The organism is Rhizobium moroccans, from assembly GCF_057559155.1.
On record NZ_JBHFJG010000051.1, the window covers coordinates 111,592 to 128,464 of the forward strand.

Here is a 16,873-nt window from a genome sequence, read left to right on the forward strand (position 1 = left end):
CAAGGTACCATCCTATTGGATGAGGATCGCTCTGAAATCGTTGATATTGGTGCCCGTCGGGCCCGGCACGAACAGGTCGCCCAGCCGCGAAAAGGCCGTCCAGCTGTCGTTGCGAACAAGGAATTCGGCGGCGTCCGCCTGGCGTTCGGCAAGGCGCGCGACGGTCGTGCCGTCGGCAAACGCGCCGGCATTGTCCTCCGAGCCATCGATACCGTCAGTATCGGCTGCAAGAGCGGAAACGCCCTCCAGACCGTCGATGCCACAGGCCAGCGAGAGCAGGAATTCGCTGTTTCGCCCGCCCTTGCCCTTACCCTTGATCGTCACCGTCGTCTCGCCGCCGGAGAGAATGACGGTGGGCTTTCGGAACGGTCGGTTGCGGCGAACCACTTCCGCGGCGATCGCCGCATGAACACGCCCAACCCCGGATGCTTCCCCCTCGATGGCATCGGAAAGGATGACCGCTTCGACACCCGCCTTGCGTGCGGCTTCCGCGGCAGCCTCCAGCGAAACAGCGGCAGATGCGACAAGCTTCACCTCGTTGCGGGCAAACCGAACATCGGATGGCAAGGGTGGGGCGTCGCTGTTCTCGCGGATATGGCGCATGATCGCTTCAGGCAGATCGAGGCGGTAACGCTCGATGAGGCGCAGCGCATCGGCGCGGGTCGTCGCATCCGCAATGGTGGGCCCAGAAGCCACAAGGGCGGGATTGTCGCCAGGAATATCGGAGACGACGAGCGAGACGACACGCGCCGGATGGGCGAGCGCCGCAAGGCGGCCACCCTTGATGCGCGAGACCTGCTTGCGCACGGCATTCATCGCGCTGATCGGCGCACCGGAGGCGAGCAGCGCCCGATTGACGGCAATCTCATCCTCGAGCGTCAACTCGCCCGCGGGTGCGGGCAGAAGCGCAGAACCGCCGCCACAGACGAGCGCGACGACGAGGTCGTCTTCCGTCAAGCCCCGCACGGCAGCCATCAGCCGGCCGGAAGCCATCAAACCGTTCTGGTCGGGCACCGGATGGGCGGCTTCCAGAACCTCGATCCGTTCGCAGGGAATGGAATAGCCGTAACGGGTAACGACGACGCCGGAAAGCGGCGCGTCCCAAAGCCGTTCGAAGGCCCGCGCCATCTGTGCCGCACCCTTGCCGGCCCCGATCACCATCGTCCGGCCCTTCGGCCTTTCCGGCAGATTGGCGGCCAGCACCTTCTCCGGATCGGCAGCAGCGACCGCTACATGGAAAAGCGCTTCCAGAAAGGCGCGCGGATCGGCAATGGTCGGCATCGATTTTCTCCGGCTTTAGAAAAAGCCGGGCGGCGCTCCTCTTCGCCACCCGGCTCGGCCGTCATGCGACGGCGTGGTTCGCCATACGCTCGAGTGCCTTGACGAGACCGGAATGGTCAAGCCCGCTGTCGCCATTGGCTGCACAGAGATTGAAGAGCTCCTGCGTCGAGGCGGTGTTGGGCAGAGCGATGCCGAGCGACTTGGCACCCTGCAGCGCCAGGTTCAGGTCCTTCTGGTGCAACGAAATGCGGAAGCCCGGATCGAACGTGCGCTTGATCATGCGGTCGCCGTGAACCTCCAGGATGCGGGAGGAGGCAAAGCCGCCCATCAGGGCCTCGCGCACCCGTGCCGGGTCGGCGCCGGCCTTGGAGGCGAAGACGAGCGCTTCGGAAACCGCCTCGATCGTCAGTGCCACGATGATCTGGTTGGCGACCTTGGTCACCTGGCCGTCACCGCAATCGCCGACGAGCGTGATGTTCTTGCCCAGCAGTTGGAGGAGGGGCAGCGCCCGGTCGAAGCTTTCCTGCGACCCGCCCGCCATGATCGACAGGGTCGCGTTCTTGGCGCCCACCTCGCCGCCGGAAACCGGAGCATCGATATATTCGGCGCCCGTACCGCGAACCCTCTTTGCGAATTCCTTCGTTTCGATCGGCGAGATCGAGCTCATGTCGATGACGAGCTTGCCGGCTGAAAGACCGAAGGCGACGCCGTTTTCGCCGAAGAGCACGTCTTTCACTTCCGGCGTATCCGGCAGCATCAGGATGATCGTGTCGACGGTTTCGGCAAGCGCCTTAGGTGTCTCGACGAATTCCAGTCCGTTGTCGAGAAGCTCCTGGCGCGGCGGGATGACGAACTTCGAGGTGACGACCTTATGGCCGGCGTCCTGAAGGTGGCGCGCCATCGGCGTGCCCATGATGCCGAGGCCGATAAATCCGATTGTTGCCATAACTTAGCTCCTGATCTTGAGAATGTCTGCGCTCTTGCCCTGCCGGCCGACCGCGGTGGCGAACCAGCCGAGCCCTTCCTGGGTCGTGGCGCGCGGCTTGTATTCGCAGCCGATCCAGCCGTCGTAGCCGAGTGCATCGAGCGCCTCGAAAACGAAGGGATAGGCTATCTCGCCGGTGCCCGGCTCGTTACGGCCCGGATTGTCGGCAAGCTGCACGTGGGCGATCTGTGCCTGGTGCTTCTTGAACGTGCCGATCAGCTCGCCCTCGGTGCGCTGCTGGTGGTAGAGGTCGTATTGGATGAACAGGTTGTCGCTGCCGACCTCGGCGATGATCGAGGCCGCCTGATCCGGCGTGTTGAGGTAGAAGCCCGGAATGTCGAAACGGTTGATCGGCTCGATCAGCAGCCGGATTCCGTGCTTACCGAGTTCGTCGGCCGCGAATTTCAGGTTGGCGACGAAGGTTGCTCTCAGCACCTCGTCCGAAACTCCGACCGGCGCGATGCCGGAGAGGCAGTTGATCTGCTTGCAGCCGAGCATGGTCGCATAGTCGATCGCGGACGCCACGCCGCGGCGGAACTCGTCCACCCGGTCCGGCAGGATGGCGATACCGCGCTCGCCGCCAGCCCAGTTACCGGCCGGCAGGTTGTGCAGCACCTGGGTCAAGCCATTGAGATCGAGCGCGGCGCGCAGCGCCTCCTTGTCGAAATCATAAGGAAAGAGGTATTCGACGCCGTCGAAGCCGGCCTTAGCGGCGAGCGCGAAGCGATCGAGGAACGGCACCTCGTTGAAGAGCATCGTCAGATTGGCCGCAAACTTCGGCATGGTTGTTCTCCCTCTATTTTGCGCAATTGCCCTCAGTCGAGACCGACCAGCGTGGCGGTCGGCGCGTCCTCGCCGCGTTCGGCAAGTTCCTCGAACTCGACGACGGCGTTGATGTCGGCGCCCATGGAAATATTGGTGACGCGTTCGAGGATGAACTCGATGACAACCGGAACCTGGTGCTCCTCCATGAGCTTCTGTGCCGTGGTGAAGGCTTCCTGGAACTCGTTCGGGCTGCGCACGCGGATTGCCTTGCAGCCGAGACCTTCGGCGACGGCAACGTGATCGACGCCGTAGCCCTTCTCCGCATCTCCGGAGGCGTTGATGTTGTCGAAGGCGAGGCTGACCTCGAAATCCATGTTGAAGCCGCGCTGTGCCTGGCGGATAAGGCCGAGATAGGAATTGTTCACGACCACATGCAGGTAGGGCAGCTTGTGCTGCGCGCCGACCGCAAGCTCCTCGATCATGAACTGGAAGTCGTAGTCGCCGGAGAGCGCGACGATCGGGCGATCCGGATCGGCCGCGCGGACGCCGAGCGCCGCCGGCAGCGTCCAGCCGAGCGGACCGGCCTGGCCGCAGTTGATCCAGTTGCGCGGCTTGTAGACGTGCAGGAACTGCGCGCCGGCGATCTGGCTCAAACCAATGGTCGAGACATAGCAGGTGTCACGATCAAAGGCTTTGTTCATCTCCTCGTAGACGCGCTGGGGCTTGAGCGGCGTCTGGTCGAAATGGGTCTTGCGCAGCATGGTGCGTTTGCGCTCGCGGCACTCCTCCGCCCAGGCAGACCAGTCCTTGAGCTTGCCGGCAACCTTCCACTCCGTCGCAACGTCGAGGAGAAGCTTCAACGCCGCGCCGGCATCCGAGACGATGCCGAAATCGGGGGCGAAGACGCGGCCGATCTGCGTCGGCTCGATGTCGACATGCACGAAGGTGCGGCCTTCCGTATAGGTCGGAACATTGCCGGTATGGCGGTTTGCCCAGCGATTGCCGATGCCGAGGACGAAATCGGAGGCAAGCAGCGTGGCATTGCCGTAGCGATGCGAGGTCTGCAGACCGCACATGCCGGCCATCAGCTGGTGGTCGTCCGGGATCGTACCCCACCCCATCAGCGTCGGGATGACCGGAACGCCCGTGATCTCCGCGAACTCGACGAGCAGGTCCGAGGCATCTGCATTGATGATGCCGCCGCCGGCGACGATCAGCGGCCGATCCGCCGCGTTCAGCATGGCGAGCGCCTTTTCCGCCTGCGCCCGCGTCGCGGACGGCTTGTAGGGCTCGAGCGGAGCATAGGTCTCGATATCGAACTCGATCTCGGCGAGCTGGACGTCGATCGGCAGGTCGATCAGAACCGGGCCGGGACGGCCGGACCGCATGGTGTGGAACGCCTTTTGGAAGACGAAGGGCACCAGCGCCGGCTCCATGACGGTGACGGCCCATTTGGTGACGGGAGCGGCGATCTTGGCGATATCGACCGCCTGGAAATCCTCCTTGTCGAGGCGGGCACGCGGCGCCTGGCCGGTGATGCAGAGGATCGGGATCGAGTCCGCCGAGGCCGAATACAGACCGGTGATCATGTCCGTACCGGCCGGGCCGGAAGTGCCGATGCAAACACCGATATTGCCGGCGCGGGCGCGGGTATAGCCTTCAGCCATGTGGCTTGCACCCTCAACATGGCGGGCGAGGATGTGGCGCACCGAACCGCGCGCCTTCAGCGCCGAATAAAAGGGATTGATCGCAGCACCCGGAACGCCGAAAGCACAATCGATGCCTTCCCGTTCCAGAACCAGTACCGCCGCGTCTATAGCACGCATCTTAGCCATGGGCTTCCTCCGTCTCTTGGCCTGGAGGTTATCCCATTCAGCGTAGCGGGCAATAAAAGAATGGAAATTATTCCCACCACGCGGAAATAAACATTTTCAAGTAATCTGTGGCAATCCACGACAGCGCGGACGTGCCAGAAAGTGCAGAGGAGTTACGCCATGACTGAGCAGCACTACGAAAAAGCGAGAGGAAAGCCAGGCCGCAAGCCGGGCGAAAATTTCGCGCCGTCCTCCGTCCAGGTTCTCGATCGGAGCCTGAAACTTCTGGAACTCGTGGCTGAAGCAGACGGCGCGACGCTGACGGATCTTGCCGATCATTCCGGCATGGCGCCATCCACCGCGCACCGGCTGCTGACTTCGCTCGCAGGGCACGGCATGGTGGCCCATGATGCCGAGACCGGCGCCTGGACGATCGGCGTTAAGGCTTTCGAGATCGGCACGGCCTATCTGCGCTTCCGCAAGCTCGGCACGATCAGCCGGCCCTTCCTCAAACAGTTGATGGAAGATTGCGGTGAAACCGCCAATGTCGCGATCGAGGAGGAAGGCGACGTCGTCTTCATTTCCCAGGTGGAAAGCCATTCGCCGATGCGTGCCTTCTTCCGCCCCGGACATCGCGGGCCGATTCACGCCTCCGGCATCGGCAAGGCCATTCTTTCGACCTGGACGGATGCCCGCATCGCGGCGTTGCTCGCCGGCCGAGACCTCCGGCACTTCACCGGGAAGACTCGCGATACGCTGCCTGCTCTCCTGGACGACATCGCAATGATCCGCAGCCGTGGTTGGTCGATCGACGACGAGGAACATACGCTCGGCATGCGCTGCGTCGCGGCGCCGATCTTCGATGAATATGGGGAAGCTATGGCCGGAATTTCGGTCTCAGGGCCCGCGGTGCGCCTGCCGGATGCAAGGGTCGAAATCATCGGCCCGATCGTGGGCACGGCGGCGGAAGCTCTGACGAAGGCGATGGGCGGACGTTTGGGTTCATCCCAATCAGCGGGATAAGCCTTGAGTGCCCCGGGACCTTCTCCCAACAAGCAAGAGGAGAAGGTCCCGGTTAGTCCGGATGAGGGGTCATGCCGGATCGAACGTATCAGGCCGTTTCGAAAATGCGCTGCCGCGCGACGTTGGCCTTATCCTTTGCCTTCTTCGGCTTGCCGGCAACATAGACCTCCGCGACCGAGCGGTCGTCGCCCATGGTCTGGAGGATGAAGAGTTCCTCCGCGAGCGAGGTCGCCGTCTGCATGCGGTATTCCATGGCCGGCTTGGCGCCGGAGTCGAGCACCACGATATCCGCATCCGCGCCGGAATGAAGCGAGCCGATATGCTGCTCCAGCCCGAGTGCCTGGGCATTGCCGAGCGTCATGCGGTAAAAGGAGCTGAAGGGCGTCAATCGCTGGCCCTGCAGATGCAGCACCTTGTAGGCCTCGGCCAGCGTTTCCAACATGGAGAAGCTGGTTCCGCCGCCGACATCGGTCGCCATCGACCAGCGGGCTCCCAGCCTGTCGAAGCGGTCACGGTCGAAAAGCCCGGAGCCGAGGAAGAGGTTCGATGTCGGACAGAAGACGCCGACCGCTCCCGTTTCGGCAAGAACCGAGATCTCGCGATCGCTGAGATAAATGCAATGGCCGAGCAGCATGCGCTCGTTCAGCAGGCCATAGCGGGCGTAAATGTCCGTGTAATCTTTCGCTTCCGGATAGAGCGAGGTCGCGAAGGCAACCTCGTCACGGTTCTCCGAAAGATGCGTCTGAACGAAGCATTCCGGATGCTCGCTGACGAGCGCCTGGCTCATCTCCATCTGCTCCGGTGTCGACGTGATGGCGAAGCGCGGGCTGATCGCATAATGGGCCCGGCCGCGGCCATGCCACTTTTCGATCAGTCGCTTCGTCTCGTCGTAGCCCTGCTGCGCCGTATCGCGAAGCGCTTCAGGAGCATTGCGGTCCATCATCACCTTGCCGCCGATCATGCGCATGCCGCGCGCCTCAGCCGCCGCAAAATAGGCATCCACGCTTTCCGGATGCACCGAGCAATAGGCGGCCGCCGTCGTCGTGCCGTTCGACAGCAATTCGTCCATGAAGCGTTCGGCAACGGCGGCCGCATGGGCGGCCCGCGCGAATTTCTGCTCTTCGACGAAGATATAGGTGTTCAGCCATTCGAGCAGCTGCGCGCCATAGGAGGCGATCGCCTGCGTTTGCGGGAAATGCAGATGCGTGTCGATAAAGCCCGGCAGAACGAGATTCGGGCGATGATCGGCAATCTCCGCATTGGCGCCGGCCACCTTGCGGATATCGGCATAGGTGCCGGTATCGACAATCTTGCCGTCGCGCACCAGGACGGCGCCGTCCTCGAAGTAGTGATAGGATGCGGTGTCGTCGATGCCCTGCGGCTCGGCAACGAAGGTCAGCACCCGACCGCGGATCAGGACTTCGGTCATTCTGTCTTCTCCCCTTTGATGGCGCTTTCGTACCAGGCAACGATCAGGCGCCGCTCTTCGTCGGAAATCTGGGTGACGTTGGCCGGCGGCATCGCATGGCTGCGACCCGCCTGCAGGTAGATCTCCCGGGCGTGGACGGCGATCTCGCCATCGGTTTCCAGCACCACACCCTTCGGCGGCACGATGATGCCTTCCCAGCCCGGCTCATTCGCATGGCACATGGAACAGCGTCCGAGAACGGTGTCGCGCACCTTGGGAAAGCTCTCAGCCGCCACGAAAGGCTGCTGCGCGGCCGAGACCTTGGCGTCCTCGGGTTCACCCGACAGCACCTTCGGCACAGTGGAAAGCCACATGATGACGATGAAGAGCAGCACGGTCGCAAGCCAGGTCCAGGTCGGGTTGCCGGCATCCGCATGGCGCGTATTGAAATAGTGGCGGATCGTCACGCCCATCAGGAAGACGAGCGAGGCGATGATCCAGTTGTACTCGGTGCCGAACGCCAGCGGATAGTGGTTCGACAGCATCAGGAACAGAACCGGCAGCGTCAGGTAGTTGTTGTGCGTCGAGCGCTGCTTGGCGATTTTGCCGTATTTCGGGTCGGGCGTGCGTCCGGCGATGAGGTCGGCGACGACGATCTTCTGGTTCGGAATGATGATGAAGAACACGTTGGCCGACATGATCGTCGCGGTGAAGGCGCCGAGATGCAGGAAGGCGGCACGGCCGGTGAAGAGCTGAGTATAGCCCCAGGCAACCGCGACGAGGATGAAATAAAGCGCCACCATCAGCCGCGTATTGTCATTGCCGAAAGGCGACTTGCAGATCAGATCGTACATGATCCAGCCGAAGGCGATCGAACCGAGCGAGATGGCGATCGCCACCGTCTTGGAGACGTCCAGCACGTTCGGATCGATCAGATAGAGGTCCGCCCCGGCGTAATAGACGAGACACAGCATGCCGAACCCGGACAACCAGGTTACATAGCTCTCCCATTTGAACCAGACGAGGTGTTCCGGCATGTTGGCGGGCGCCACCAGATATTTCTGGATATGGTAGAAGCCGCCGCCATGGACCTGCCACTCTTCGCCATGCGCGCCCGGAGGCAGCGCCGGATGCTTCTTCAGGCCCAGATCGAGCGCAACGAAATAGAACGACGAGCCTATCCAGGCTATCGCCGTAATCACATGCAGCCAGCGAACGGCGAATGTCAGCCAGTCCCAGGCGATGGCATATTCGTACAAGGCGTCCTCCCAGAAACTTTTCCCGGACTTTTGACACCTCGCGATTTCCAAGGATATTCCGACAAATCCTCAACACTTTCAAAAAAATCTATAAGATCGCACCTGGTATGATCTGCACTTCAATGTGGTAGAAGAACCCATGTCCTATCTCGATAATGTGCGCGTCTTCGTGCGCGTGGTGGAACTTGGTACCCTTTCGGCGGCGGGGCGCGACCAGCGGGTGACGCCTGCCGTCGCCAGCAATCGCATAAAGGAACTCGAGCGCCATCTCGGCGTGCGGCTCTTCAACCGCACCACGCGAAAGCTCGCGCCGACCCAACACGGCCGTGTCTTCTATGACGGCGCAGTGAAGATCATCGAAGCGGTGAACGAGGCGGAAGCCGCGATCGCCGACCTGTCGCGCAATCCGAAAGGATCGCTTCGCATCACCGCGCCGCTCGGCATCGGCCGCCGGCTGATCGCGTCGGGCATTCCGGAATTCCACGACAAATATCCCGATATCGAAGTGCGTCTGCGGCTCTCCGACCACAATGTCGATATCCTCAGCGAAGGCGTCGACGTTGCCTTCAAGCTCGGCGTTCTGGAAGATTCCAATCTGCGCATGCGCGGTATCCTGAATTGCGAGCGGGTGCTCTGCGCCTCGCCCGCCTATCTCGAACGCCGCGGCACGCCGGCGACCGCCGACGCGCTGATCGCCGACAAGCACGACTGTCTTCTGCTGCGCTATCCCGGCTCAAAGGAATATTATTGGACGCTGATGACCGCCGAAGGTCCGCGCAAGTTCGAAGTCGGAGGTCCCTATGACAGCGACGATGGCGACGTGCTGACCCACTGGGCGCTGGAAAGCCGCGGCATCATCAATAAGCCGCTCTTCGAGGTGAAAGCCTATCTGAGGGAAGGAAGGCTGGTCGAAATCCTGAGGGATACGCCGCCCGCCGCCGTACAGCTCGCCGCGATCTATCCGCACAAGCGCTTTCAGGACCCCAAGGTCCGGCTGATGATCGACTTCATGGCTGAACGATGTCAGCGGCTGATCGGCAAGCAGCTAGAAGACGAGGCCGCGGTCGAAGCGTCTACCGGCTGACGGCTTGCGCCCTGCTCACCTGGTTTCCGGCCCATCTCAGCGCTGCGGTCATGATCTCCGCCGCCGCGAGCGCGGCGATCACCGGCGGGCGCTTGTCCTTCACCGCCGTACCGCCGATCGGACAGACGAGTCGTTCGAAAAGTTCCGGCCGACCGGCTTCGCGCGACAGCCAGTTGCGGAAGGTGGCGCGCTTGGTCTTCGAGCCGATCATGCCGACATAGGCGGCGTCCGCGCGCTTCAACGCCTCGGCGGTGATGAGGAAATCGAGCGCGTGGTCGTGGGTCAGGATCACGAAGCTGCTGCCGGGCGGAGCGTCGCGCACCACGGCTTCCGGCATGGCGGTAAGGCATGTTTCGATATGCGGCACCGTCGAGGCGACGAGTTCCTCCTCCCGCGTGTCCACAAGCACGACGCGCAGCGGCGCGAGCGACAGCGCCAATGCGAGCGCATCACCGACATGACCGGCGCCGAAAACATAGACATGCGGTCTCATGGCCATCTCCCGATCATTGCGCGCGATGAGCGTTTCGGTAACCTCGTGATCGAGCGCCTTGAAGGAGAGGCCGACGCGGCCGCCGCAGCATTGACCGATCTCCGGTCCGAGTGGCACGCTCATCGGCTCGGCGGCAAGACCGGAGCGGATTGCGCGGCGTGCCTGGTCGATCGCCATATATTCAAGCTGGCCGCCGCCGATCGTCCCGAAGATCGCGCTTTCCGATATCAGCATCCAGGCATCGGTATCGCGCGGCGTCGAGCCCGCCGCGCCCGTCACTTCGACCAGGACCGACACCGGTTCGCGGCGAAGAAAATCCCGAACGTCTTCTCGCGCGGCCGGCATCGTTTTTACCCCTTTTTCGAAACCTTCAGACGCTCGATCGCCATCAGCACGCGCTCCGGCGTCGCCGGCGCATCGAGGCGCGGGCAAATCTTATGATCCGCCACGCTCGCCACGGCATCCGAAAGAGCGTGCAGCACGGAGATGCCGAGCGGCAGCGGCGGCTCGCCGACCGCCTTGGAGCGATGGATCGTCGGCTCATAGGCCTCCGACCAGTCGGTCAGCGCCACATTGAATATCTTGGGCCGGTCTGAGGCAAGCGGGATTTTGTAGGTGGAGGGGGCATGGGTTCTGAGCCGCCCCTTGCCGTCCCACCACAGTTCCTCCGTTGTCAGCCATCCCATGCCCTGGATGAAGCCGCCCTCGACCTGGCCGATATCGATGATCCTGTTCAGTGAGCGGCCGGTATCGTGAAGGATATCGGTACGCTCGACAACATATTCGCCGGTCAGCGTGTCGACGGAAACCTCCGAGCAAGCCGCCCCATAGGCATAGTAATAGAAGGCATGGCCTCGGCCCTTGGAACGGTCCCAATGGATCTTCGGCGTCTTGTAGAAACCGGCCGCCGAGAGCTGAACGCGCGCCATATAGGCCTTCTTCACCAGTTCATTGAATGAAATCTCGATATGGCCAATGCGCACCCGGTTGGGCAGGAAAACCACCTGATCGCGCGGCACCTGATGGCTTTCGGCGGCGAAATCGATGAGCCGATCCTTGATCTGGCGGGCGGCGTTCTGCGCCGCCATGCCGTTCAGGTCGGCACCCGAGGAAGCAGCGGTCGGTGCGGTGTTCGGCACCTTGGCGGTGGTGGTGGCGGTGATCTTCACCCGGTCGATGTCGATCTGGAATTCCTCCGCGACCACCTGCGCGACCTTCAGGTGCAGGCCCTGCCCCATCTCGGTGCCGCCGTGATTCATGTGCACGGAGCCATCCGTGTAGATATGCACCAGCGCACCCGCCTGGTTCGATTCCGTCTTGGTGAAGGAAATGCCGAACTTCACAGGTGTCAGCGCGATGCCGCGCTTCACGAAGCGGCTCTTGGCATTGAATTCCGCGATGGCGCGGCGGCGGCCGGCATAGTCGGCGCTTTCCTCCAGTTCCGCGACGATGCGCTGGATGATGCAGTCCTCGACCTTCTGATGGTAGGGCGTGAGGTTGCGTGTCCCCTCGACGCCCATCGCATCGTAAAAGTTCAACTTGCGGATTTCGAGCGGGTCCTTGCCGACGGCAAACGCCACCTCTTCTATGACGCGTTCCGCACCCACCATGCCCTGCGGCCCGCCGAAGCCACGAAATGCCGTATTGGAGACTGTGTTCGTATAGAGCGGCGCCGATTTGGCATGCACATGCGGGAAGAAATAGGCGTTGTCGCAATGGAAGAGTGCACGGTCGCCCACCGGGCCGGAAAGGTCCGCCGAAAAACCGGCCCGCAGCGCGAACGTATAATCGACGGCGTGAATGCGGCCTTCCTCGTCGAAACCGACCTCGTAGTCGATGGCGAAATCGTGCCGCTTGCCGGTGGCGGCCATGTCCTCGTCGCGGTCGAGCCGGATCTTTACGGCGCGGTTCAGCTTCTTGGCGGCGATCGCCGCGATCGCCGCGCACTGGTTCGCCTGGGTTTCCTTGCCGCCGAAGCCGCCGCCCATACGGCGCACCTCGATCGTTACCGCATTGCTCGGCACGCCGAGCGCATGGGCCACCATGTGCTGCGTCTCGCTCGGACCCTGGGTCGAGCAATAGACGATGATCTCGTCATCCTCGCCGGGTATGGCAAGCGAAACCTGACCTTCCAGATAGAAGTGGTCCTGGCCGCCGAGCCGCATGCGGCCCTTCACCCGGCGCGGGGCGCTTTCAAGCGCGGTGGCCGCATCGCCGCGTTTCAGCGTCAGCGGCGTGACCACCTGCCGGTGGGTTTTGACGTCGAGGTCCCAGATGTCGATATCGGCCGGCAGTTCTTCGTACTCGATCTTCGCAAGCCGCGCGGCGCGACGAGCCTGGTCGCGCGTCTCGGCAATCACGCAGAAGATCGGCTGGCCGTGGAACTCGACCTTGCCGTTGGCGAGCACCGGATCGTCGTTCATGTAGGACGGCGAGATGTCGTTGACGCCGGGCACGTCCTCATGGGTCAGCACATCGACAACGCCTGGCGCGGCGCGCACCGCCGATAGGTCGACGGATTTCAGGATACCGTGGGCGACGGTCGAAAGGCCTAGGCCCACGTGCAGCGTGCCGGCCGGCTCGGTGATGTCGTCGATATAGACGGCTGTGCCGGCCACATGCTTATGCGCGGAATCGTGGCGAATACTGGAATGGACGCTGCCAACGATCTTTTCAGCCGTGAGATCGCCCGTGAGGTGAGAAGTGTGCTTGTTCATGGCTCACGCAGCCTCATATCTGGACACCTGCACGGGTGCCTCGCTGGACATCGTTTCGAAATGGAAACGCAGGAGAAGGTTTTTGGCCACCAATGCGCGGTATTCCGCGGTGGCGCGCATATCGGTCAGCGGCGCATAGTCTTCCGCATATTTCTCCATGGCTGCCTCCACCGTGGCCTCGGTCCAGGGCTGGCCGAGAAGCGCCTTTTCCACGGCAAGGGCCCGCTTCGGCGTCGCCGCCATGCCGCCGTAAGCAATAGTGATGCCGGCCACCGTGCCGTCAGCAGCAAGCGTCAGGCGAAAGGCGCCGAGCGTTGCCGTGATGTCCTCGTCGCGGCGCTTGGTCACCTTGTAGATCGCGAACTTCTCCGCCGCGGCGGGAACCGGCACATGCACGGCCTCCACGAATTCGCCGGGCTGGCGATCCTGTTTTCCATAGGCGATGAAGAAATCTTCCAGGGCGATGGTCCGACGGACCCCGCCCCTGCGCAGCGTCAGCGTGCTTCCCAGAGCGATCAGTGGCGGCGGCGTGTCGCCGATCGGCGAGCCGTTGGCGATATTGCCCCCGATCGTGCCCATGTTGCGCACTTGGCAACCGCCGATGCGGGTGATGAGCGGCCCTAACGCCGGAATGTGATGCGAAAGCGTGGAGATCGCTTCGGAATAGGTGACGCCGGCGCCGATTGAGATCACGCCATCCTTCACCGCGATCGACTTCAGCTCGTCGAGCCCGGCGATGAAGACCACCGGCGTGATGTCGCGCATATGCTTGGTGACCCAGAGCCCCACATCGGTGGAGCCGGCGACCACGGTCGCGGCCGGCGATGCTTCCAAGACCGTGGCGAAATCGTCGAGGCTGGCCGGCACGACCAGGCGATGCTTGCCTTCGCCGATCTCGACACGCGCGCCGTCCTTCAAAGTCTTGAGGCGCACAATTATCGTTTCGCGTTCGGCAAGCAGGGGGTCCTTCTCCGTGCCGGCATAGCTGGAAATGGCGCGAGCGGCGCGCAGGATCGGCTCGTAGCCGGTGCAGCGACAGAGATTGCCCTGAAGCGCCGTCTCGATCTCCTGATCGCTCGGGTTCGGCGTCTGCATCCAGAGCGCGTAGAGCGACATGACGAAGCCCGGCGTGCAGAAGCCGCATTGCGAGCCGTGATAATCGACCATGGCCTGCTGAACGGGGTGAAGACGCCCGTCGCTGCCGCCAAGATGCTCGACGGTCACCACATGACAGCCGTCGAGTGAACCGAGGAAGCGGATGCAGGCGTTGACGCTCTCATAGGTGAGGCCGCCGGTCGGCGTGAGGCGGCCGACCAGCACCGTGCAAGCGCCGCAGTCGCCCTCAGCGCAGCCTTCCTTCGTCCCCCTGAGCGAGCGGGAGAGGCGCAGCCAATCGAGCAAGGTCTGGTCCGGCGCCACATCGCAAAGCGCGACGTCCTGGCCGTTCAGAATGAAGCGAAGCTCGGAGCGGATCGTGACAGCCATGGTTCAGCTCCCCCGGTAGGTTGAATAGCTGTAGGGCGAGACGAGCAGCGGCACATGGTAATGCGCGCCCTCCTCGGCAATGCCGAAACGGATCGGGACGATGTCGAGGAACATCGGCTGCTGGCCAGCTGTGCGGCCGAGATAATCGCCGGCGTGAAAGCGCAATTCGTAGGTGCCGGCCTTCATGGTTTCGCCGGACAGCAGCGGTGCATCGCAGCGGCCGTCGTCATTCGTATGCACGGTATGAAGATGATGGAACGCATCGCCCTCGATCCGGAAGAGCTCGACGCGCAGCCCATTGGCCGGCTTTCCAAGCGCCGTATCCAGAACATGGGTCGTCAGGCGCCCCTTTCCGTGTGACTGCGATTGCATTTTTTCCTCCCCGAATACCGCATTCCTCCCCGCACTATCCGCCAGCCTCATTCCCCTGGAAAGCAGCGGTATCGTTCGAGACTTTCAAAATTTCCAAGGGGAATAACGCGCGCGATTTGCAGCTAGAAATCGGTCGCATAAGACATTCGGGAGAAGAGTTCCATGCGATATCCCCGTGATCTCCACGGTTATGGCCAGACGCCGCCCGCGGCACAGTGGCCGGACGGCGCGCGCATCGCCGTACAATTCGTCCTCAATTACGAGGAAGGAGGCGAAAGCAGCGTGCTGCACGGCGACGCGGCGTCCGAAGCCTTCCTTTCCGAAATCGTCGGCGCCGCCCAATGGCCGGGACAGCGCCATTGGAACATGGAGTCGATCTACGAATACGGCGCCCGCGCGGGTTTCTGGCGACTGCACCGGCTGCTGACGGGAAAGGCCGTGCCCGTCACCGTCTACGGCGTGGCGACCGCACTCAAGCGCTCGCCCGCTCAGGTCGCCGCCATGCTCGACGCCGGCTGGGAAATCGCCTCACATGGCCTGAAATGGGTCGAACACAAGGACATGGGTATCGAGGAGGAGCGCGCGGCGATCGCCGAGGCGGTCCGCCTGCACACGCTGGTCACCGGCGAGCCGCCACGCGGCTGGTATACCGGGCGCTGTTCGGCCAACACCATCGATCTCATCACCGAGGTCGGCGGCTTCGACTACGTCTCCGACGCCTATGCCGACGACCTGCCCTACTGGCATGAGCAAGGCGGGCGCAGGCAGTTGGTCGTCCCCTATACGCTCGACGCCAACGACATGCGGTTTGCGACGGCTCAGGGTTTCAACAGCGGCCATCAGTTCTTCAGCTATCTCACGGACTCCTTCGACGTCCTCTATGCGGAAGGCCTTGCCGGAAGCCCGAAGATGATGAGCATCGGCCTCCATTGCCGGCTCGCCGGCCGGCCGGGCCGGGCTATGGCGCTTGCCCGTTTCATCGATTACGTCCAGAGCCATGAGAAGGTCTGGATCGCACGGCGCATCGACATCGCCGAGCATTGGGCGAAGACCCATCCTCCGCAGACCCTTGCCGATCCCCCCTCGCGTTTGTCCGAAAGCGCATTCGTCGAGTGCTTCGGCGGCGTCTTCGAACATTCCGATTGGATCGCCCGGCGTGCCTGGGCTGACGAACTGTCGGCGGCCAACGACACGGCAATCGGCCTTGCGGCAGCGCTCACCTTCCAGTTCCGCGCCGCAAGCGAGGCGGAACGGCTCGGCGTGCTGGTCGCCCACCCGGACCTCGCCGGCAAGCTGGCGCAGGCCAAACGCCTGACGGCAAGCTCGACGGAGGAGCAGGCCTCCGTCGGCCTCGATGCGCTGACGGACGAGGAGCGGGTCCGCTTCACCGAGTTGAACACCCAATACGTGGAGAAGTTCGGCTTCCCGTTCATCATCGCCGTGCGGGACAACACCAAGGCAAGCATCCTCGCCGCCTTCGAGACGCGCATCGGCAACGACCGCGACACGGAATTCGCGACCGCCTGCCGCCAGGTGGAGCGGATCGCGTTTCTGCGCCTCGCTTCCATGCTGCCTGGCTGAAGGCTCGCGTTCAAGAATCTTGCAAATCTGCCTCCGGCTGGCGACAGCCGGGGGCAGCGAGGAGACGGCAAACGGAGGAGCACGAATGAAGGTAATCGAAATCCGGCCACTGACGCGCGAGGCCTTCGCCCCCTTCGGCGACGTCATCGAAATGGAAGGGGCGCAGAGTTTTCCCATCAATGCGGGGAAATGCATCCGCCATCACGATCTCGCAAAGGTCGAAACCACGGGGGAGAAGGCGCGGCCGATGATCAGCCTGCTCCGTGGCGAGCCCTACCCGCTGCCGCTGGAACTCAAGATGGTGGAGAGGCATCCCCTCGGCAGCCAGGCCTTCATTCCGCTGACGGCCAATCCTTTCCTGGTCGTCGCGGCGCCGGAAACGGAAAACGGTCCAGGCGAGCCGCTCGCCTTCCGGACAAGTCCGGGACAAGGCGTCAATATCGGCCGCAACGTCTGGCACGGCATCCTCACGCCCCTTGATGGCCTATCCGATTTCGTCGTCGTCGATCGCGGCGGCGAGGGCGTGAACCTGGAAGAGCATTTCTACGCGAATCCCTATCTCATCCGCTGACTTTTCGCCGACCACAAAGAAAAATCGGCCCGGCC

The 16,873-nt window shown here is 62.9% G+C and carries 14 protein-coding genes; 4 read left to right on the top strand and 10 right to left on the bottom strand.

Going from position 1 to position 16,873, the window contains the following annotated elements; translation table 11 throughout:
- Window positions 1-12 precede the first annotated feature (12 nt).
- From ACE04I_RS25125 to gcl, 4 genes are all read right to left on the bottom strand, one after another.
- Window positions 13-1,281, bottom strand: coding sequence for a glycerate kinase type-2 family protein (locus tag ACE04I_RS25125; protein WP_487207715.1), 1,269 nt, complete (start codon window positions 1,279-1,281; stop codon window positions 13-15).
- A 61-nt stretch (window positions 1,282-1,342) separates the two neighbouring features.
- Window positions 1,343-2,227: a 2-hydroxy-3-oxopropionate reductase gene (locus tag ACE04I_RS25130; RefSeq protein WP_487207716.1), complete on the bottom strand. Its 885-nt coding sequence runs from the start codon at window positions 2,225-2,227 to the stop codon at window positions 1,343-1,345.
- A gap of 3 nt (window positions 2,228-2,230) precedes the next feature.
- A complete protein-coding gene (gene hyi / locus ACE04I_RS25135; RefSeq protein ID WP_046797354.1) occupies window positions 2,231-3,049 on the bottom strand; it encodes a hydroxypyruvate isomerase in 819 nt (272 codons plus the stop codon).
- Between the two features lie 32 nt (window positions 3,050-3,081).
- Complete coding sequence (gene gcl / locus ACE04I_RS25140; RefSeq protein WP_487207717.1) at window positions 3,082-4,866, bottom strand: glyoxylate carboligase; 1,785 nt, start codon at window positions 4,864-4,866, stop codon at window positions 3,082-3,084.
- 159 nt (window positions 4,867-5,025) lie between these two features.
- Between gcl and ACE04I_RS25145 the strand changes: the two genes are divergently transcribed.
- The gene (locus tag ACE04I_RS25145; protein WP_046797352.1) at window positions 5,026-5,868 is read left to right on the top strand and encodes an IclR family transcriptional regulator; all 843 of its coding nucleotides are present in this window, start codon (window positions 5,026-5,028) and stop codon (window positions 5,866-5,868) included.
- An 88-nt stretch (window positions 5,869-5,956) separates the two neighbouring features.
- On the opposite strand, the gene guaD is transcribed toward ACE04I_RS25145, so the two are convergent.
- A complete protein-coding gene (gene guaD / locus ACE04I_RS25150; protein WP_487207718.1) occupies window positions 5,957-7,297 on the bottom strand; it encodes a guanine deaminase in 1,341 nt (446 codons plus the stop codon).
- Window positions 7,294-8,535, bottom strand: a complete 1,242-nt coding sequence (locus ACE04I_RS25155; RefSeq protein WP_487207719.1) for a urate hydroxylase PuuD — start codon at window positions 8,533-8,535, stop codon at window positions 7,294-7,296. Before ACE04I_RS25155 ends, guaD begins: the two co-directional genes overlap by 4 nt.
- A 139-nt stretch (window positions 8,536-8,674) precedes the next feature.
- On the opposite strand from ACE04I_RS25155, the gene ACE04I_RS25160 reads away from it, so the two are divergent.
- A complete protein-coding gene (locus ACE04I_RS25160; RefSeq protein ID WP_487207720.1) occupies window positions 8,675-9,619 on the top strand; it encodes a LysR family transcriptional regulator in 945 nt (314 codons plus the stop codon).
- On the opposite strand, the gene xdhC is transcribed toward ACE04I_RS25160, so the two are convergent.
- Genes xdhC through uraH form a run of 4 tightly spaced genes read right to left on the bottom strand, consistent with a single transcriptional unit; the run spans window position 9,609 to window position 14,686 of the window.
- Entirely contained in the window at window positions 9,609-10,457 is an 849-nt protein-coding gene (gene xdhC / locus ACE04I_RS25165) for a xanthine dehydrogenase accessory protein XdhC (protein WP_487207721.1), read from the bottom strand. The two genes, ACE04I_RS25160 and xdhC, sit on opposite strands and share 11 nt — an antisense overlap.
- A gap of 5 nt (window positions 10,458-10,462) precedes the next feature.
- Window positions 10,463-12,829 carry a xanthine dehydrogenase molybdopterin binding subunit gene (gene xdhB / locus ACE04I_RS25170; RefSeq protein ID WP_487207722.1) on the bottom strand — a complete coding sequence of 789 codons (2,367 nt, stop codon included), beginning with the start codon at window positions 12,827-12,829 and terminating at the stop codon, window positions 10,463-10,465.
- Between the two features lie 3 nt (window positions 12,830-12,832).
- Window positions 12,833-14,314, bottom strand: a complete 1,482-nt coding sequence (xdhA, locus tag ACE04I_RS25175) for a xanthine dehydrogenase small subunit (protein WP_487207723.1) — start codon at window positions 14,312-14,314, stop codon at window positions 12,833-12,835.
- A 3-nt stretch (window positions 14,315-14,317) separates the two neighbouring features.
- Window positions 14,318-14,686, bottom strand: coding sequence for a hydroxyisourate hydrolase (uraH, locus tag ACE04I_RS25180; protein ID WP_487207724.1), 369 nt, complete (start codon window positions 14,684-14,686; stop codon window positions 14,318-14,320).
- Between the two features lie 162 nt (window positions 14,687-14,848).
- Here uraH and puuE point away from each other — a divergent pair, with 162 nt between their 5' ends.
- The gene (gene puuE, locus ACE04I_RS25185; protein ID WP_487207725.1) at window positions 14,849-16,267 is read left to right on the top strand and encodes an allantoinase PuuE; all 1,419 of its coding nucleotides are present in this window, start codon (window positions 14,849-14,851) and stop codon (window positions 16,265-16,267) included.
- An 85-nt stretch (window positions 16,268-16,352) separates the two neighbouring features.
- Window positions 16,353-16,838, top strand: coding sequence for an ureidoglycolate lyase (locus tag ACE04I_RS25190; protein WP_487207726.1), 486 nt, complete (start codon window positions 16,353-16,355; stop codon window positions 16,836-16,838).
- The last annotated feature ends 35 nt before the right edge of the window (window positions 16,839-16,873 follow it).

What these genes read in the sequence shown, in the direction of transcription:
- ACE04I_RS25125 (WP_487207715.1), bottom strand. Translation starts at nt 1,281, where the DNA reads ATGCCGACCATTGCCGATCCGCGCGCCTTTCTGGAAGCGCTTTTCCAT.
- ACE04I_RS25130 (WP_487207716.1), bottom strand. Translation starts at nt 2,227, where the DNA reads ATGGCAACAATCGGATTTATCGGCCTCGGCATCATGGGCACGCCGATG.
- hyi (WP_046797354.1), bottom strand. Translation starts at nt 3,049, where the DNA reads ATGCCGAAGTTTGCGGCCAATCTGACGATGCTCTTCAACGAGGTGCCG.
- gcl (WP_487207717.1), bottom strand. Translation starts at nt 4,866, where the DNA reads ATGGCTAAGATGCGTGCTATAGACGCGGCGGTACTGGTTCTGGAACGG.
- ACE04I_RS25145 (WP_046797352.1), top strand. Translation starts at nt 5,026, where the DNA reads ATGACTGAGCAGCACTACGAAAAAGCGAGAGGAAAGCCAGGCCGCAAG.
- guaD (WP_487207718.1), bottom strand. Translation starts at nt 7,297, where the DNA reads ATGACCGAAGTCCTGATCCGCGGTCGGGTGCTGACCTTCGTTGCCGAG.
- ACE04I_RS25160 (WP_487207720.1), top strand. Translation starts at nt 8,675, where the DNA reads ATGTCCTATCTCGATAATGTGCGCGTCTTCGTGCGCGTGGTGGAACTT.
- xdhC (WP_487207721.1), bottom strand. Translation starts at nt 10,457, where the DNA reads ATGCCGGCCGCGCGAGAAGACGTTCGGGATTTTCTTCGCCGCGAACCG.
- xdhB (WP_487207722.1), bottom strand. Translation starts at nt 12,829, where the DNA reads ATGAACAAGCACACTTCTCACCTCACGGGCGATCTCACGGCTGAAAAG.
- xdhA (WP_487207723.1), bottom strand. Translation starts at nt 14,314, where the DNA reads ATGGCTGTCACGATCCGCTCCGAGCTTCGCTTCATTCTGAACGGCCAG.
- uraH (WP_487207724.1), bottom strand. Translation starts at nt 14,686, where the DNA reads ATGCAATCGCAGTCACACGGAAAGGGGCGCCTGACGACCCATGTTCTG.
- puuE (WP_487207725.1), top strand. Translation starts at nt 14,849, where the DNA reads ATGCGATATCCCCGTGATCTCCACGGTTATGGCCAGACGCCGCCCGCG.
- ACE04I_RS25190 (WP_487207726.1), top strand. Translation starts at nt 16,353, where the DNA reads ATGAAGGTAATCGAAATCCGGCCACTGACGCGCGAGGCCTTCGCCCCC.